The sequence below is a fragment of the Butyrivibrio sp. VCD2006 genome (assembly GCF_000423925.1).
In the GTDB taxonomy this organism is placed as follows: Bacteria; Bacillota; Clostridia; order Lachnospirales; family Lachnospiraceae; genus Butyrivibrio.
Genome location: NZ_AUIX01000017.1, coordinates 80990 through 98144, shown reverse-complemented (window position 1 = coordinate 98144; position 17155 = coordinate 80990). Strand labels below are relative to the sequence as shown.

The window sequence follows — 17155 nt, the reverse complement described above, 5'->3', positions numbered from 1 at the left end:
CATGAAAAACAAGAAAGAAAATCTCAATCTAAATTTTTATCAGCAGAATACTGACTTTAGAAACAGGGTTATGGTCGCTGAGAAGGAAAACAGCATCTTTCCCAAGGATGCATCCGTCCGTATCTGGTACAACGTACAAACCAGCGATTATCTCCCCCACTGGCATGATGCCATGGAGGTTATTATTCCTATCGATAACTACTATGATGTAGACATCGATAACGAGCCGCATCACATTCTTCCCGGCGAGATCCTTATGATTTCTCCCAGAAAAATGCATCATTTGCACGCTCCCGAGAGCGGCGCTCGTTTCATATGCCTTTTTAATGTAGATTTCTTTTCACAGGTTAAGGATTATACAGGTATGCTCTTTGTTAAAAACAGCTGCATCCACATAACTCCTGAGACCTATGCGCCGGTATACAGCGAGATTTATGATCTGTTTACTCAGATCTGGAACGAATACTTCCAAAATACAGAGTTTTACGAGTTCTCAATTTATGCTAACCTCCTGCAGGCCTTTACTTTGCTTACCAGGTGTCAGCTCAATCAGATTCATCTGTTCACCGAGAGCAGCCCGAACAAGCGCAGAGATTATTTCACAAGATTGAATGGCGTTCTTGAATACATCGATGAGCATTACACAGAAGACCTTACTTTGGACGAAGTGGCCGATTTCAGCGGATTTTCCAAGTTCCACTTCACCAGATTATTCAAAGAATACATGAACTGTACCTTCTATGACTATTTGATTGGCCGCCGCATCAAAGCGTCCGAGATCCTGCTTTCTCAGCATGATCTTTCAATAACAGATGTTGCGCTTCAGGCGGGCTTTTCAAGCATCTCAACCTTCAATCGTACGTTTAAAACGAAGAAAGGTTGCACACCGGGCGAATATCGAGCACTGTTCAGACACAACAAGAACAATGAAGAAACTCCTGTATCTGAAGAAGATGCAGTCGCAACAAGGATTATCTAAAGTATTTCTTAGAAAAAGATTATTTAAAGCCCTCCCAGAGAAAAGATTGTTTAAATCCTTTCTTTTGGGAGGGTTATTTAAAATCTTTCCTGCGAGAGAAATATGCTAACGAATTGATAAAGCCTTCCCTTGAGGGGAAGGTGCCGGTGAAACCGGCGGATGAGGTATCCCCTCATCTGTCAGCTTCGCTGACATCTTCCCCCTGTGGGGGAAGACTTTTTAGTATATCTCATATTTAAAATCGCTAAATTCTGCCGTACCGCCGGACTCTTTAGTGCTGAACATAAAGAGCGCAAATCTGCATCCGACAAAATGAGCAAGGGTAAACTGCAGGCTCTTTGAGAAAGGAACCGGCTTAAACTCTTTTTCGGGAAGTCTCTTCCAGAAAATTGTTGCATTTCCAACCAAAGCGAAGGTATTTGCATCAATTCTTAGTGAATACGCCTTCTCATTTCCCAAGGTTTCTCTGAGTTTTTCAACCTCTTCACCATTCTCCTTACTTATAAGAAGAAGCTCATTTCCTTTTTCTGTTTTCTCAATAGCCAGATAGCAGTATTCTTCGCACAAAACGCCAAGTCCTGCTCTGTCGCCTATCTTTAAACCCTCAACATTTACGATAACACTCGCTCTGCTTCGAGGTAGCGTCATGCGCTGAGTCAGCGTGTTGATTGCCTTATCAAACTTATCACATAATCTATCGGTCTTAATCAAAAGTCTTTTCTTTTTCACATCTTGCTTTACAAGCGAAATCTCAGGCTGATGATTAAACTGCCAGAAGCTTCTCATTCCAAAGCTGTCAAACTCAGAGCTTTCTGTCTTTCTTCCATCCGCTTTATCAGAAGCTTTTGAACCTTCGCTGAAATCATCACTTCCGGTAAGTGACATATATTCATAATCAGGTATCGAATTGCAGATCTCGATCTCAGCAGGAAGCTTACCATTTTCCTCAATAAACGGAACTGCACCCTTCCATCTGAGTGGAAGAAGGAACGGTGTTCTTCCAACTCCTCCTCTATCCTGGAAAAGCATCGTAAACCAGTGTCCATCTGGCGTATCGACAATTCCGCCCTGTGCAACGCCCTGTCCGAAATATCCCATATCATCACAGAATATCTCTCCACCATGGAATTCACCCTCGAGAGAAGATGATACAAAATAGTTCTGTGTTCTCATCCATCTATCCGGCAATGAATGAATAAGAAACAGATAATATTTGTCATTTATCTTATAGAAGTGACAACCCTCATATGCGAGAACGTTATTATTCTCTTCCTTTACAAGAGTCCTCTGAAGCCCGCCCTTTTTAGGTCCCTTGAGATCATTGTCAAGCTCTACCAGTTTGATCTCTCGGTTTCCATAAGCGATGAAAACTCTGTCATCATCAAAAAGAATGCTGGCATCGTGATAAAAGCCTTCAATATACTGCTTCTTCCAGGGTCCATATATGGAGCTTGCTTTATATAGATAGGTTTTATGCGTGTCGTTGGCACAAAAGCTTAAATAATAGCTTCCGTTATGAAATCTTAAGCAAGGCGCCCACATTCCTTTACCATAGATATTTTCATCATTTTTAAGGCACTGTCCTGGAGTGTCATCCAATCTGTCATACACATAGGAAGCATGCTCCCAGTGCAGAAGATCATGAGATTTTAATATCTCACACCCGGGAAAAAAGTGCATAGTTGTACTTGCAAGATAGTATGTATCCCCCACCCGAATCACATCAGGATCCGGATAATCCGTTGGTATTACTGGATTGATTGTCCCCAAAGAAACTTTTTCTCTAATCATTTTATAAATCTCCATGAAAGAAATTCATACCCTGTTCCTGCGAATGTAAAGTAAACATCATGTACTCCCTCAGGAACACACTTAAGTGACACAAAAACATCCTCAACTTCGCCGTTCATGGCCTCTACCGGAACATATGCCAGTACTTCCCCATCCGGACTGTCAAGGCTTACTCGGATAGCACCAGTGCCATCGCCGCCCAGTTTAACACTTAATTCAAAAGGTTTTGCATTGCCAAAATCAGCCCCCATTACGCTGATCCAGCTTCCGTCGGATATGCCTGTGACGATCATATCTCCTGAGCCATATTTCTCTGCCTCTTCGCCATACTGTCTAGTCTCAACTCCCGCGCAATTAGCCATTGTAACTGCCTTAACATCGTCATAGGGATTAAGATATGAAAGCTGCTTGACTCCGCTTCTTGTTCCCTTCGAAACAGACGGACCACCATCCTTCACTTCAAGAACGTCGATATTTGTGCTTCTATATCCACCGTTCATATCCATTGCCTCTTCAAGGATTCTTGAATGGTAAGTGATATACCAATTACCCTTGAAATCGAACATGCAATGGTGGTTGTTACCTCCGCGGCCAAAGAAATACTCAGGATTCTTCAAAACAGGCTTGTATACTTCAAAAGGTCCCATAGGTGATTCAGAAACAAGTGTTACGATTTCACCCTGGTTATAGCCTGCCTTCTCCTCATCCTCAGGCTTCATACTGAAGTTGGAGCAATATGAATAATAATATTTATCTCCCATCTTGTTGATACCGGAATCCTCAAACAGGAAAGGCACATTCTCAATAGGCTGCGGATCGCATGCAAGGCTGATCATATCATCGCCAAGCTTAGCAACACGTGCTGTGCCGGGATTTGCAGCCTTCTCAATTGAAGGAACGCCGCCACCTACATATATATATGCACTTCCGTCGTCATCCATAAGGACTGCGGGATCAAAAAGCCATGTAACCTCCGCACAATTAGGAGTTTTTCTTGAAATAAGAGGTCCGTTTATTGGATCTGTGAAAGGTCCCACCGGGCTGTCTGCTGAAAGAACTGCTATTCCGTTTCCGTTATTAGCAAAATAAAGGAAAAATCTGTCTTTTCCGTCTATGTTCTTATAAGCTGCAGCGGGAGCCCATGAATTAGCGCCCCATGTTGCTGCACCGGTCTCAGAAGCAGCATAAACAGTACCGTGATCTGTCCAGTTAACGAGATCTTCTGATGAAATAACATTGATAATATTGATATTGCCGTAGGTATTCTCCTGGAGCTTCCCATCAGCATCATAAGTAGGCATATCGCCTGTCATGTAAAGATAAACTCTTCCATTATATACAAGAGCGTAGGGATCTGCGCCGAATCTCTGTGTCATAACAGGATTGTGATCCTTAAGCCCCTTAACAGCCTTTTTAAGCTGAATATTACTAAAAATTTCTTCTACAGTTTGCGCTTCTAAAACCTGCATTTTTACCTCCCAAATCTTGCGAAATACGCAAAACCCTATATTTACACTAGTCTATAATAAATTTTATTGTCATCTATTGCACCTTGCCACAAACTAATTGCGGAATTTTTTGCACAAATTGCGTAGTACATAGCAATCTTTAGAAAACAAATAGCAAGATTCGCATAGACCTTCAAAAAGCAATATAGCTACAATCAAAGTATGAATAAGGTATACAAGAAACTTTTTTCTATATGGAGGTTGTAAAACATGTTAAGACAGACAAAAGTAGAAAACGGAGAGGTTAGAGGCCTTCCCGGCTCCGACCCCAGAGTCACCGTTTTCAAAGGAATACCATTTGCAGCTCCGCCTGTTGGTGAAAACAGATGGCGCGCACCTCAGCCCTGCAATAATTGGGAAGGTGTTTTAGAGGCATTTGAATATGGTCCTATTTCCGTCCAGGATACACCCGGCCTGGGAACAGACCTCTACTGCAGGGAATGGCACGTAGATCCCGAGATTCCCATGGATGAGGACTGCCTCTACCTCAATGTTTGGACACCTGCTAAAAAGGCAGACGAGAAGCTCCCTGTACTTGTATGGTACTTTGGCGGCGGTTTTCAGTGGGGTTACACAGCCGAGATGGAATTTGATGGAGAAAAGCTGGCAAGACGCGGCGTTATCGTAGTAAGCGTCAACTATCGCTTAAATCACCTTGGATTCCTGGCTCATCCCGAGATCACCAAGGAAGCTCCCGAGGCTCCCGGTAACTTCGGTCTCCTCGACCAGAAGGCAGGTCTTGAGTGGGTTTACAGAAATATTGCTGCTTTTGGTGGTAATCCCGAGCAGATCACTATTGCAGGCCAGTCCGCAGGCGGCGGCAGCACAATGCATCAGCTCGCATGCGACGATAACTTTGACAAAATCAAGGGCGCAGTTGTTATGAGTGGTATGATCCACCACCCTAAAATGACAGATGATATTTTTAAACCCCTTGATTTAGCTGGGGCTGAGAAGCTTGGCGAAGAGTTCTTTGAGTTTATTGGAGTAAAATCACTTGAAGAAGCAAGAAAAATCGATGTATTTACTCTCAGAGAAAAATACGGCGAATTTGTCCAGAATCACCCCCGTATGTTCCCTATTCAGGACGGTGTATTCTGCAAGGAGGATCCTACAACCAAGTTCCTTGAGGGCAGAAATGCTCCTGTTCCCGTAATTTCAGGCAACACCTCAGATGAGTTCCAGATTGATGGTGAGAGCAGCGTTGAGATGTCCGTTAAGACAGTTTTCCTTGAAGCTGAGAAAAATAACAGAAATCAGAACCATTATTACTATAGATTCGATCCCGATATGCCAGGTGACGATACTCCCGGAACCTTCCACTCTGTTGATCTCTGGTTCTTCTTCGAATCACTTGGAAAATGCTGGAGACCTTTTAAAGGACGCCATTTTGATCTTGCCAGACAAATGTGCGATATGTTCGCTAATTTCATCAAAACAGGCGATCCTAACGGCAAAGGCTGGGATGGTCAGGATCTTCCTCTTTGGGAGCCTTATACCAACGAAAATCGCGCTGAAATGCAGTTTGACGGACGCGGAGCTGTTCCTCAGAAGGAAGGCGGCATAAGACTGGTTCCTACAGGCAAAAAACAGGCAGTTAACCCCTATCTGCCCTCCTGGGAGTATATTCCGGATGGCGAGCCCTACGTATTTGGCGACAGAGTCTATGTTTATGGCTCACATGACCTTTACAACGGCGAGACCTTCTGCCTTGGTGATTATGTATGCTGGTCAGCACCTGTAGATAATCTCGGTGATTGGCACTATGAGGGTGTAATTTATCCTAAAACAGCTGATCCGCTGAACAAAGACGGACATATGTGCCTCTACGCACCCGACGTTACAGTTGGCCCTGATGGCAGATATTATCTGTATTATGTACTTGATAAAATATCAATCGTTTCTGTTGCAGTATGTGATACACCTGCAGGAAAATACGAGTTCCTCGGCTATGTTCACTATCCGGACGGAACAAAGCTCGGAGATAAGGAAGGTGATGAGCCTCAGTTTGATCCCGGTGTACTCACAGAAGGTGACAAGACCTACCTCTTCACAGGCTTCTGCGGACAGGGCGACAAGAGCCGCCACGGCGCAATGCTCACAGTACTTGGACCGGATATGCTCACTGTTGAAAAGGCACCGGTTATCGTAGCTCCCGGGAGCTGCTACAGCCAGGGAACAGAGTATGAAGGGCATGCCTTCTTCGAAGCGCCTTCTATTCGCAAAAAGGATGGCAAATACTACTTTATCTACTCATCAGAGGTGATGCATGAACTTTGCTACTCTACATCAGACAGCCCCGAAGGTCCCTTCACCTATGGTGGTGTGATTGTAAGCAACTGCGATATGCACATTGATTCCTACAAAGAGGCTTCAATGTCCATGGCAAGCGGTGCAAATAACCACGGAAGCATGGTTCAGATAAAGGATGCATGGTATATCTTCTATCACAGACACACAAACAACACCTGGTACTGCAGACAGGGCTGCGCTGAACCCCTTGAATTTAAGGCAGACGGAAGCATCATTCAGCCCGAGATTACATCCTGTGGACTTAATGGTGGTCCTCTCTGTGATGTTGGTGAATATCCCGCATATATCGCCTGCAACCTGTTTACCGAGAACCACGATATTTACGTTGGCCACGAGGGTCCCAGAATCGTTCAGGATGGCGGCGACGGAGACCCCGAAATCGGCTATATAAGACAGTTTTGCAACAATTCCACAGCAGGCTTCAAATACTTCGATATGAAGGCTGTAACAGGCCTTAAAATCAAAACCAGAGGCTATTTCAACGGAGTTGTCCAGGTTAAAACAAAATGGGATGGAGAGGTCCTTGGAGAGATCAAAGTTGATTCTCAGAACATCTGGAAAGAAGGAACCTGCAGCTTTGCTCCCATAACCGGTGTGAATGCACTGTATCTCACCTTTGTAGGAAGCGGAAGCGGTTCCCTTAAGAGCTTCGAGTTTTTACACTGATAAATAACTTAGATATAAACGACTAGTTTAATAGCTAAAAAATCTCCGCTCATCAAATGAGCGGAGATTTTTATATAGGTAAAAAGCCACGGCATTGGGGATGCCGTGGCTTTTTAGTACTAACGCTTATTTAAAAAGAGTAAGTATAACGTATGTTTTTATATCAACCCTTTACACCACCGAGTGTAACACCACCAACGATGTATCTTGAAAGGAGTAGATATACAATGATAACAGGGAAGATTGAGAATGAAATCATTACATAAACCTGTCCCATATCGAACTTCAGCCAGTCTGCTGCACGTAGCTGTGCAATCAGGATAGGAAGTGTCTTCTTTGTATCTGTATGAAGCACAAGTGCAGGTGTGAAGTAGTTATTCCAGCTACCTACGAAAGTGAAGATTGCCTGTACAGCGATAGCGGGCTTCATAAGAGGTAATACAATGCTGTTAAAGGTTCTGAACTCGCCTGATCCGTCGATTCTTGCTGCCTCAATAAGAGAAAGCGGAAGTGTTGAATCCATATACTGCTTCATGTAGAAGAATACTGAAGGAGCTGCGATTGCAGGAACTGTAAGAGGAATAAATGAATCATCAAGTCCCATCTTGCCGATCAACTGCAGGAATCCGAGCGCTGTAACCTGTGCAGGGATCATCATTACCATAAGGATGAATGTAAACATAAATTTCTTTAATTTAAAGTCATATGCATGGATAGCATAAGCTGTCATTGTTGAAAAGTATGTTGAAAGTACTGCAGTAACAACTGCTATCAAAAGTGAATTGAGAATACCATTAAAAATCGGTAATGTACCATTTTTAAGGTTAACCCAGTTCTCTACAAGATGTGTACTGGGAATTGCTGTAAAACCTGCACTCAGTTCCTGATGTGATCTGGTTGAGTTGATGAAAAGTACATAGAACCAGAACAAGCAAAGGAATGATACAAGCCCCAGCACAACGTATGCAATTATTCTTCTGGCATGGATAGAAGCTCCGTTCTCTTTCTGTCCAGCCATAACGCTTGTATTTGCCACCAATGTGGTTGTATTTGCTGCCATATGATTATCCTTTCTTAAACTGTTGGTAACAGAAGCTACTCTCCTGTTTTCGTCTTATTTCTTTTCAGGTGAAGCCGTGAACTTAAATACAATAAGACTGAGTATACCGGTTATGATGAACATAAATACTGAAAGCGCACCACCAAGACCGTAGTTCTTGCTGAACAGATGCTTATTCAGATACATGATCAGTGTCATTGATGAACGCATCGGATCACCGGTACCATTTGTAAGGATCTGAGGAACATCGAACATCTGAAGTCCACCGATAAGTGATGTAATCATAACAAAGATAAGAATAGGCTTTAGCAGCGGTAATGTTACTTTATAGAAAATCTGAGTAGCCGTAGCTCCATCAACCTGAGCAGCCTCAAAAAGTGAAGGGTCGATACCCATCATTCCGGCCATCAGAAGAATAGTCGTATTTCCAAACCACATAACGCAGTTCATAAATGCTACCAGTGAACGTACTGACCAAATATGAGACATGAACTGGTATGCTTCTTTAATAACACCAAGCTGTAAAAGCAGTGAATTGATAGGGCCGGTTGTTGCAAACAGTGTAAAGAACAGCATTGAGAAAGCTGATGCCATGATAAGGTTAGGCATATAAATAACTGTTTTGAAAAATCCCTGTGCCTTAAGTCTCAGTGAAGGATCAGTGAACCATGCACCAAGAAGAAGTGAAAGAATGATCTGAGGCACAAAGCCCATTACCCACATAATAAGAGTATTGGCTGTGTAAGTCGGCAGATCGCCGTTTGTGATAATTGTTAAATAATTTTTAAGTCCTACGAAATTAGGTCCAATCTGTGTAAGACCTGAACGATAGTTCTCAAAGAAAGAATTGTATACAGTGGTAACGAGCGGCACCATCTGGAAAATAAGGTAAACAACAACAAAAGGAATCAGGAAAATATATCCCCATTTATTGAAGCTTACTACTTTACTCTTTTTTTTCATAAGCATCCCCTTTTCTTTATTCCCAAAATATATTGGGGTATTTCGGATAAGTTAGATTAAAGTTTTTCATTATACAGGGCGCGTGGATAACTCCATGCGCCCTGCAATAGCTTCATAATCTAATTCACAGGCTTTATGCCTATCTATTAGTTTTTAATCAGTCAGCTGTAACCTCAGGATACTTCTCAACTACAGCCTTCTTGAAGATCTCAAGAGCCTCGTCAAGAGAAGCGTTGCCTTCGAAGTAGTTCTTAGCTGCGTTCTGGAACTCTTCGTTACATCCCTGATCGTATGCAGAAAGGTTAGAAAGATCAACCTTCTCAGCACCCTCAGCAAGCTGCTTGTAAGGGTTCTGTCCGCCAAGGAGTGCAAGGTTACCAGAATCATCAGATGCGAGCTCTGCAAGAACTGTCTTGCTGTTTACACAGTCAGCATCCTGCTGTGCGATCTCTTTAAGAACATCCTTGTCAGTTGTCATTGTAAGGATGATATCCTTAACAAGACTAGCGTTGTCTGTACCAGTTGCTGCGCAGATCCATGTGCCGCCCCAGAAGTATGACTGCGGTCCTACACAGTATCCCCAACCACCCTGGTTAGCGATTGTGCCATCAGCATCAGCATCAAGACAGAAGTTGAAGAACCAAGCGGGTCCAAAGTAGCAGAAGATCTTTCCATCGGGTGTCTTACCCTTTGCCCAGTCATCGCCCCAAAGGTCGTATGTGTTCTCAGCCTTAGCGTCTACAAGTTCCTTAGAATCGTTGATCCAGTTCATAAGGTTGTCATCGATAACAAGCTTGCCATCCTGAACCCACTTACCGGATACGTTGTTTGAATATGTACGATATGTGTCGTTTACAGAACACATTGTGTAGCCAGCTTCCTCAGCCTTCTTAGCTGTCTCAACATACTTATCCCAATCAGCTACTGCAGCCTGAACTTCATCAGGATCGTCTGTTCCAAGAACTTCCTTAGCAGCCTCACGGTTGTAGATAAGACCAGCTGAGCATGCCTGCCATGAAGAACCCTTAAGCTTGCCGTTGCTATCTGTAACGATTGCCTGTGTGTAAGAATACTGATCAGCAAGGTCAGCATCTGTGATACCAAGATCAGCCATAGGCATTGTGTAATCTGTATCTACATACTTAAGAGCGTAGTCAGCCTCAACAAGGAAAAGATCGATCTTGTCATCAGCAGCTGCATCAGCCTGCTTAAGAAGTGTCTCATCAAGGTTGTTCTGATATGCGTTGTCATCACTGGGAGTGATGTTCCATACTACATCAACATCACCGATCTTACCGTGTGTAGCATCAACCTCTTCATATCCCTTGTAGTGATCTGTAAGTCTTGACTTGAACTCTTCGTTCCAAGCATAGATGTTAAGAACCTTACCCTCGTCAGCTGCAACTTCCTCAGTTGCCTCTTCTGCTGCGGGCTCCTCTGCTGTCTCTTCAGCTGTCTCTTCAGCTGCTTCTTCAGCTGCAGGCTCTTCTGCTGCGGGTTCCTCAGCTGTCTCCTCAGCTGCAGGCTCCTCTGCTGCAGGTGTGTCGTTAGCTGCAGGTGCCTCTGTCTTCGCACCGCATCCAGCGATCATGGCTGTAACCATAGATGTTGAAAGCAATACACCAAGTAACTTTCTTTTCATGAAATTTTTACCTCCCTTTTCAAATTAATGAAATGAATTGTTATTTATTTAAAACAGCATTGCTGTCTTAAACCTATTTAATTAAGTAGATTTTTTACTGTCTCACCTTCGTTGAGATGCCCCGGTATTATCACCTGCTCACTGAGAGTTGTTCTGGGATTCTCAATGGAATCGATCAATTTCTCAGCTGCTTTTCTTCCAAGAAGGTCTGTGTCCTGAACAATAGTTGTAAATTGCGGACTGTACTTCATCGCGATATCGATTCCGTCATATGCAGCTATCGAAATATCATCCGGTATTCTTAGACCCTTGCTCTTTAGTGCATTTATGCCACCGAATGCTGCGAAATCATCCGGATATAATATGCATGTTGGTCTGTCTTCCAACTCCAAAAGTTTTTCCGTTGCTTCCTGAGCCCCTACAGTATCACGATACTCAACCTCATAAATATACTCATCGGGAATTTCCAACCCCAGATCCAACGCTGTTTTATAGAAGCTTTTCAGTCGGCTCTGTGTAACTGCTGAATCTGTACCATGTATGTAGGCTATCTTCCTGTGTCCTCTTTCATATATATATGTAAGAAGATCCTTCATTCCAAGAACGTTATCCGAGACAATGGCTGATCTGTCGTTGAAAACATGGTCAATCGTAACAACTGGTATGTTTCCTCTGACGAGCTCCTCAACCTCCGGATTATAAAAATCCACACAGGCTATTGCCACGCCATCAAAATTCCTGTATCGTGCATGTGCCAGGTAGGACATATATCCCTGTGAGCTTCTGTTGTTACTTATAAAAGTAAGATCGTAACCTCTGTCCTCGATCGTCTTCTTAAAGCTCTCAATAACTCTGGCAAAATAATTGTGGGTTAATCCGCTTTGGGAATCATCCATAAACAAAAGTCCTATATTATAGGTTCTGTTTGTTTTCAATGCCTTCGCGGCAAAATTAGGAAAATATCCCATGGATTCGGCAGTTCTGCGAACATAATCTTTTGTTTCCTGTCCTATGTCTGCCTGATCATTCAACGCTTTTGAAACTGTAGCGACAGATACCTTGCACGCAGCTGCTATATCTTTTAATGAAACTCTTTTACGTGCTGCCATCTATCCCCCTTAAATTTTCTAAATCGTTTTCGTAAGTTGAATATACAACACATTTTCCACCAAATCAATACGATTTTTTCATTTTGTTGTGCAATTTGTATCTTTTTGTTACTTATCAACAAATTTGAAACTTAAAAATTTATTAATATTTCCATAAATAATCATAAATAGGTTAAAATCGCTCATTTTTTACGAAAACCTTTGCGAAACCCCATATTTTTATTGTTTCTTTTTTTTCTTGAATTCTATCAACTTTCCCTTTATAATCGACAATAGCTAATGACGCTTAATCGTTTAAGATTTTTTTAGGAGGATTTACGATGAAATACGGATTTTTCGATGATAAAAACCGCGAATACGTAATAACCACCCCCAAAACTCCTTTACCCTGGATAAATTACCTTGGTAATAAGGATTTCTTTACTCTCTTATCTAATACTTGCGGTGGTTATTCTTTTTACAAGGACGCTAAGCTTCTGCGTCTCACAAGATATCGTTACAATAACGTACCTTATGATAACAATGGTAAGTATTTCTATATTAAGGATGGCGATACTGTTTGGAATCCCGGTTGGCAGCCTGTTAAGACTGAGCTTGATTCCTATGAGTGCCGTCATGGTATAGGATATAGTAAGTTCACATCTGAGAAGAACAATGTTAAGGCTTCTGTTCTTACATTTGTTCCTATGAGTGATACATGTGAGATTTCTCATGTAGAGATCACAAATAACGACTCATCTGAGAAGACAATCCAGCTCTTTTCATATGTAGAGTGGTGTCTCTGGAACGCAGATGATGATATGAAGAACTTCCAGCGTAACCTCAGCACAGGTGAGGTAGAGATCGTAGATTCTACTATTTTCCATAAAACAGAGTACCGTGAGAGACGTAATCACTACGCCGTATATTCAGTAAATACCAAGGTTGATGCTATCGACACAAGCCGTGATGCATTCCTTGGAGCTTATAACGGACCGGATCATCCGGATGCAGTTTTCGCAGGAAAGCTTACAGATTCTGTAGCAAGCGGCTGGTCTCCCATCGCTGCACATCAGATTAACATAACACTTGCTCCCGGTGAGACCAAGACATATAACTTCGTTCTCGGATATGTTGAGAATCCCGAGGATCAGAAGTGGGAGTCACACGGCATCATCAACAAGAAGCCCGCAAACGAGATGCTTGCTCGCTATCAGTCAGATGCTGATGTTGAGAAGGCTCTTGCAGAGCTCAGAGCATACTGGGACAACCTTCTTTCCATCTACCACATCAAGTCTTCCAATGAAAAGGTTGACCGTATGGTTAACATCTGGAATCAGTATCAGTGCATGGTTACATTCAACATGTCACGTTCTGCTTCATATTATGAGTCAGGTATCGGCCGTGGAATGGGCTTTAGAGATTCTTGCCAGGATCTTCTCGGATTTGTACACCTTATTCCTGACAGAGCAAGAGAGCGTATCATTGATATCGCTTCTACTCAGTTCCAGGATGGTAGCGCATACCACCAGTACCAGCCTCTTACAAAGAAGGGTAATTCAGACATCGGTTCAGGCTTCAATGATGATCCGCTTTGGCTGATCGCAGGTACCAGCGCATATATTAGAGAAACAGGTGATATGTCAATCCTTGATGAGACAGTACCTTTTGACAACGATATGAGCGTTGCTACACCTCTTATGAACCACCTTAAGAGAAGCTTCGACTACATCGTTAACCACAAGGGTCCTCACGATCTGCCTCTTATCGGACGTGCAGACTGGAATGACTGCCTGAACCTCAACTGCTTCTCAGCTCATCCCGGTGAATCCTTCCAGACCTTTGGTCCCAGTGAAGGCCCCGTTGCTGAGTCTGTTTTCATCGCAGGCATGTTTGTTAAATATGGTGAAGAATACGCTCAGTTATGTGAGCTTAAGGGCGACAACGCTGAGGCTGAGAGAGCTCGCGCTGAAGTTAAGAAGATGTATGACGCTGTTTGCACAGCAGGTTGGGACGGCGAATGGTTCGTTCGTGCTTACGATGCACATTCCAATAAGGTTGGATCACATGAGTGTAAGGAAGGCCAGATCTACATTGAGCCCCAGGGCTTCTGTGTACTTGCAGGCATCGGTGTTAAGGAAGGCCTCGCAGAGAAGGCACTTAAGAGTGTTGAAGAGCGTCTTGATACCAAGTATGGTGTAATGATCCTTCAGCCCGCTTACACAGAGTACCACTTAGAGCTTGGTGAAGTTAGCTCATATCCTCCGGGATACAAAGAGAACGCCGGTATCTTCTGCCACAACAACCCTTGGGTTTCAATCGCAGAGACAGTTCTCGGCCACGGCGACAGAGCATTCGAGATCTACAAGAAGACATGCCCTGCTTACGTTGAGGAAATCAGTGATGTACACTGCACAGAGCCTTATGTTTACTCTCAGATGGTTGCCGGAAGAGATGCTAAGTTCTTCGGTCAGGGTAAGAACAGCTGGCTCACAGGTACAGCAGCATGGACCTTTGTTAACATTTCACAGTATATCCTCGGAATTTATCCCACACATAAGGGATTATCCGTTGATCCTTGTGTTCCTGCTGACTTTGGCGATTTCGAACTTACAAGAAAATACAGAGGCACCACATACAACATCTCTGTTAAGACAAATGGTGCACAGAAGGGTATTAAGAAGCTTATTGTAAACGGCACAGAGATCGAAGGTACAGTAATTCCTCACGATCCTTCCGTTAAGGAGTATAACGTTGAAGCCATTATGGGCTGATAAAAATCGCTAATCCTTCCTTTTTTCTATCCTCTAAAAATCCCCGCAGATTAAGCTTTTCTGCGGGGATTTGTGTTTTATATCACATGATATTTATTATTCTGTTATCTATTCACTTATTATGAACGATTTTATTGTCTCGATGGTACTTTTAAGCTGATATTTTATCAGAAAAACAGCATCATTATAGATAATATCATCATGCTTAATATGCTCCAAAAGCGGATAAACGTATTCTTCCGTCTCCTCTACATAAGCTATTATCTTCTCCCTTGTAAAGGACATGGACATAAAGCTTACATTATTGCATCTGTCCAGTGCCTTAACGATCGATGCCGTACTGTCAGTGGCTATACCATCGTAATATCGCCTTTTTTCGTCATCAGAGCCCTTATAACCCTTCGGTTTGGTCAATAATGCCACCGAGTGTCTTACAGGCGCTGAAAAGGGCAAATTTTCAGGTTTTACACCACAATCCTCACATACATCATGAAGAAGAACCGTAGCAAGGACTTTATCGTCCTTTATTCCCATAGCGTGTGCATGACACGCCATCATAAGAGGATGCGTTATATATGGTATATGTTCCCTCGTGAACGGACTCTTCTTACGGGACTGCCCTGCATGCTTATCTCTGGCATAATAAAGCGCCTGATATGTTTCGGAGAGATTTTCTTCAATTGCATGTCCCATAAGCCGCGTAAACATGTGATCCTCAGAGAAAAACTTCTCATTAAGGATCCATTCCGGTTTTACTGAATCCATGGCCTTCTCCTCTAAAGTCATTGTCTATACCAATCGTCATGAGAAAGGATTTCGCATGCGAAATTCTCTCTAGTGATATAAAAAAGCATACCACATCAATTCAAAATTGTGAGGTATGCTTTATAAAATCTTTATTAAAGTTAGTGCTATATTACTCGGACGTTATGAATTATCTCTATTGACAATATTTCGCACCCAGACGCCTTTTTTTACTAAAATGAACCCTATTGTACTCTTTATAAGTTCAAGCGAGCAGACGCAGAAGAAAACGACTGCCACCGGCATTACAAGATAACCTGCAAGAATTCGTGAAACCGGCACGCTGACAACCCATGTAAAGCAGCTGTCAAACAGGAATGTAACCAGCGATTTTCCACCTGAACGGAGAGTGAAATATGAAACGTTAGCAAATGCATTTACCGGCATAACTACCGCTACAACTCTAATAAACTGCATTGCAAGATTCCTTATTTCAGGCTCTGTATTGTATATCTGAGGAATAACGGGTGCTACTAAAAACAGTAAAGTTCCCATAACAAAGCAGCTTGCTACACTTAACGTAGCCATTCTCCAGGCGTATTTTCTGGCATTTAAGTAATGCTCTGCCCCTAGCTCCTGCCCAACAACAATAGACGTCGAATTGCCGAGAGATATGAATACTTCATTGAATATCTGTGCTATGGTATTGGCGATATTCATAGCTGCAATAACCTCTATTCCCCTGATGGAATAGCTCTGAAGAAGCACTGCCTGTCCCATGCTCCACATGAACTCATTAGCTAAAAGCGGAAGGCTTTTAGACATTATGGGCCAAATCATATTGCGCGGAACATGAAAATTCTTGTAAACATTCGTCAAAAACGGATATTTATCACTTTGCACATGTCCTACAATAACTACTATTCCAACTTCTACAAATCTTGAAATAACAGTTGCAATTGCTGCACCGGCCACTCCTAGCTTAGGAAAGCCGAAATGTCCAAAGATAAGGATGAAGTTGAATATAAAGTTAACTATCATAGCAGTCATACTGGCTATCATAGGTAAAGTCGTTTTTCCCGACTCTCTTATTGTCCCGGAATAAACCTGTGTAAGCCCAAAGGGTATTAGCCCTATCAGCATAATATCAAGATAATTCCTGGCAAGTCTTAATGTCTCAGTGGCTTCACCGGCAGGTGTATCCGCTGCAATGTATAGCTCGATAAGGCTTTTTCCCGCAATCATGAAGAAAATCACCGCAGAAACACTGATCACCATCGCTACAACAAGTTTAAAGCGCATGGTGATCCTGACCCCATCGTAATCTCTTTTTCCGAAAAACTGTGTACCAAATATTCCGGCGCCTGCCAAAGCACCCCAAACGCACAGCATAAAGACGAACATCAACTGATTTACGATCGCCACAGCTGACATTGCAAGGGTTCCCACCTGACCAACCATAATGTTGTCAAGCAATCCCACAACGTTTGATAAAGTATTCTGAATGATCATCGGCAGGACAACCATTGCTACTTTTTTATAAAAACGCGGTTCACCAATCAGACATTCCTTAAGCGAAAGCCTGACTTTTACTGCTTCCGCCACAGTCATTGATGCTTTTTTCATA

11 protein-coding genes are annotated in these 17155 nt (G+C 42.8%); 3 read left to right on the top strand and 8 right to left on the bottom strand.

All coding sequences use genetic code 11. The annotated features are described in order from the left end of the window. Position 1 precedes the first annotated feature (1 nt). Positions 2 to 979, top strand: coding sequence for a helix-turn-helix transcriptional regulator (locus G586_RS22255; protein ID WP_051204661.1), 978 nt, complete (start codon positions 2 to 4; stop codon positions 977 to 979). Positions 980 to 1198: 219 nt separating this feature from the next. Here G586_RS22255 and G586_RS0108660 read toward each other — a convergent pair whose 3' ends face one another. Further along, on the bottom strand, positions 1199 to 2770 hold the full coding sequence (locus G586_RS0108660; protein WP_026527448.1) for a glycoside hydrolase family 43 protein: 1572 nt from the start codon (positions 2768 to 2770) through the stop codon (positions 1199 to 1201). Beyond that, a complete protein-coding gene (locus tag G586_RS22250) occupies positions 2767 to 4239 on the bottom strand; it encodes a glycoside hydrolase family 43 protein (RefSeq protein ID WP_081674290.1) in 1473 nt (490 codons plus the stop codon). The genes G586_RS0108660 and G586_RS22250 overlap by 4 nt, the downstream gene beginning before the upstream one ends. A gap of 249 nt (positions 4240 to 4488) precedes the next feature. Here G586_RS22250 and G586_RS27365 point away from each other — a divergent pair, with 249 nt between their 5' ends. After that, positions 4489 to 7257, top strand: a complete 2769-nt coding sequence (locus tag G586_RS27365; RefSeq protein ID WP_081674289.1) for a carboxylesterase family protein — start codon at positions 4489 to 4491, stop codon at positions 7255 to 7257. Between the two features lie 163 nt (positions 7258 to 7420). Here G586_RS27365 and G586_RS0108645 read toward each other — a convergent pair whose 3' ends face one another. The 4 genes from G586_RS0108645 to G586_RS0108630 form a co-directional block, all read right to left on the bottom strand. Continuing rightward, complete coding sequence (locus G586_RS0108645) at positions 7421 to 8275, bottom strand: carbohydrate ABC transporter permease (RefSeq protein WP_026527446.1); 855 nt, start codon at positions 8273 to 8275, stop codon at positions 7421 to 7423. Positions 8276 to 8371: 96 nt separating this feature from the next. Next, positions 8372 to 9280 (bottom strand): carbohydrate ABC transporter permease, encoded by a 909-nt coding sequence (locus G586_RS0108640; protein WP_026527445.1) that lies wholly within the window; start codon positions 9278 to 9280, stop codon positions 8372 to 8374. Positions 9281 to 9437: 157 nt separating this feature from the next. Continuing rightward, positions 9438 to 10922: an ABC transporter substrate-binding protein gene (locus tag G586_RS0108635; protein ID WP_026527444.1), complete on the bottom strand. Its 1485-nt coding sequence runs from the start codon at positions 10920 to 10922 to the stop codon at positions 9438 to 9440. A gap of 77 nt (positions 10923 to 10999) precedes the next feature. Then, the gene (locus G586_RS0108630) at positions 11000 to 12031 is read right to left on the bottom strand and encodes a LacI family DNA-binding transcriptional regulator (RefSeq protein ID WP_026527443.1); all 1032 of its coding nucleotides are present in this window, start codon (positions 12029 to 12031) and stop codon (positions 11000 to 11002) included. A gap of 320 nt (positions 12032 to 12351) precedes the next feature. Here G586_RS0108630 and G586_RS0108625 point away from each other — a divergent pair, with 320 nt between their 5' ends. Further along, entirely contained in the window at positions 12352 to 14784 is a 2433-nt protein-coding gene (locus G586_RS0108625) for a GH36-type glycosyl hydrolase domain-containing protein (protein WP_026527442.1), read from the top strand. Between the two features lie 108 nt (positions 14785 to 14892). On the opposite strand, the gene G586_RS0108620 is transcribed toward G586_RS0108625, so the two are convergent. Continuing rightward, complete coding sequence (locus G586_RS0108620; protein ID WP_026527441.1) at positions 14893 to 15549, bottom strand: hypothetical protein; 657 nt, start codon at positions 15547 to 15549, stop codon at positions 14893 to 14895. Positions 15550 to 15711: 162 nt separating this feature from the next. Continuing rightward, positions 15712 to 17154 (bottom strand): MATE family efflux transporter, encoded by a 1443-nt coding sequence (locus G586_RS0108615; RefSeq protein ID WP_051204660.1) that lies wholly within the window; start codon positions 17152 to 17154, stop codon positions 15712 to 15714. Position 17155 lies beyond the last annotated feature (1 nt).

Excerpts from the sequence above, each read along its gene's own strand:
- G586_RS27365 (WP_081674289.1), top strand. The coding sequence starts at position 4,489 with ATGTTAAGACAGACAAAAGTAGAAAACGGAGAGGTTAGAGGCCTTCCC.
- G586_RS0108635 (WP_026527444.1), bottom strand. The coding sequence starts at position 10,922 with ATGAAAAGAAAGTTACTTGGTGTATTGCTTTCAACATCTATGGTTACA.
- G586_RS22250 (WP_081674290.1), bottom strand. The coding sequence starts at position 4,239 with ATGCAGGTTTTAGAAGCGCAAACTGTAGAAGAAATTTTTAGTAATATT.
- G586_RS0108620 (WP_026527441.1), bottom strand. The coding sequence starts at position 15,549 with ATGGATTCAGTAAAACCGGAATGGATCCTTAATGAGAAGTTTTTCTCT.
- G586_RS0108660 (WP_026527448.1), bottom strand. The coding sequence starts at position 2,770 with ATGATTAGAGAAAAAGTTTCTTTGGGGACAATCAATCCAGTAATACCA.
- G586_RS0108645 (WP_026527446.1), bottom strand. The coding sequence starts at position 8,275 with ATGGCTGGACAGAAAGAGAACGGAGCTTCTATCCATGCCAGAAGAATA.
- G586_RS0108640 (WP_026527445.1), bottom strand. The coding sequence starts at position 9,280 with ATGAAAAAAAAGAGTAAAGTAGTAAGCTTCAATAAATGGGGATATATT.
- G586_RS0108615 (WP_051204660.1), bottom strand. The coding sequence starts at position 17,154 with ATGAAAAAAGCATCAATGACTGTGGCGGAAGCAGTAAAAGTCAGGCTT.
- G586_RS0108625 (WP_026527442.1), top strand. The coding sequence starts at position 12,352 with ATGAAATACGGATTTTTCGATGATAAAAACCGCGAATACGTAATAACC.
- G586_RS22255 (WP_051204661.1), top strand. The coding sequence starts at position 2 with ATGAAAAACAAGAAAGAAAATCTCAATCTAAATTTTTATCAGCAGAAT.
- G586_RS0108630 (WP_026527443.1), bottom strand. The coding sequence starts at position 12,031 with ATGGCAGCACGTAAAAGAGTTTCATTAAAAGATATAGCAGCTGCGTGC.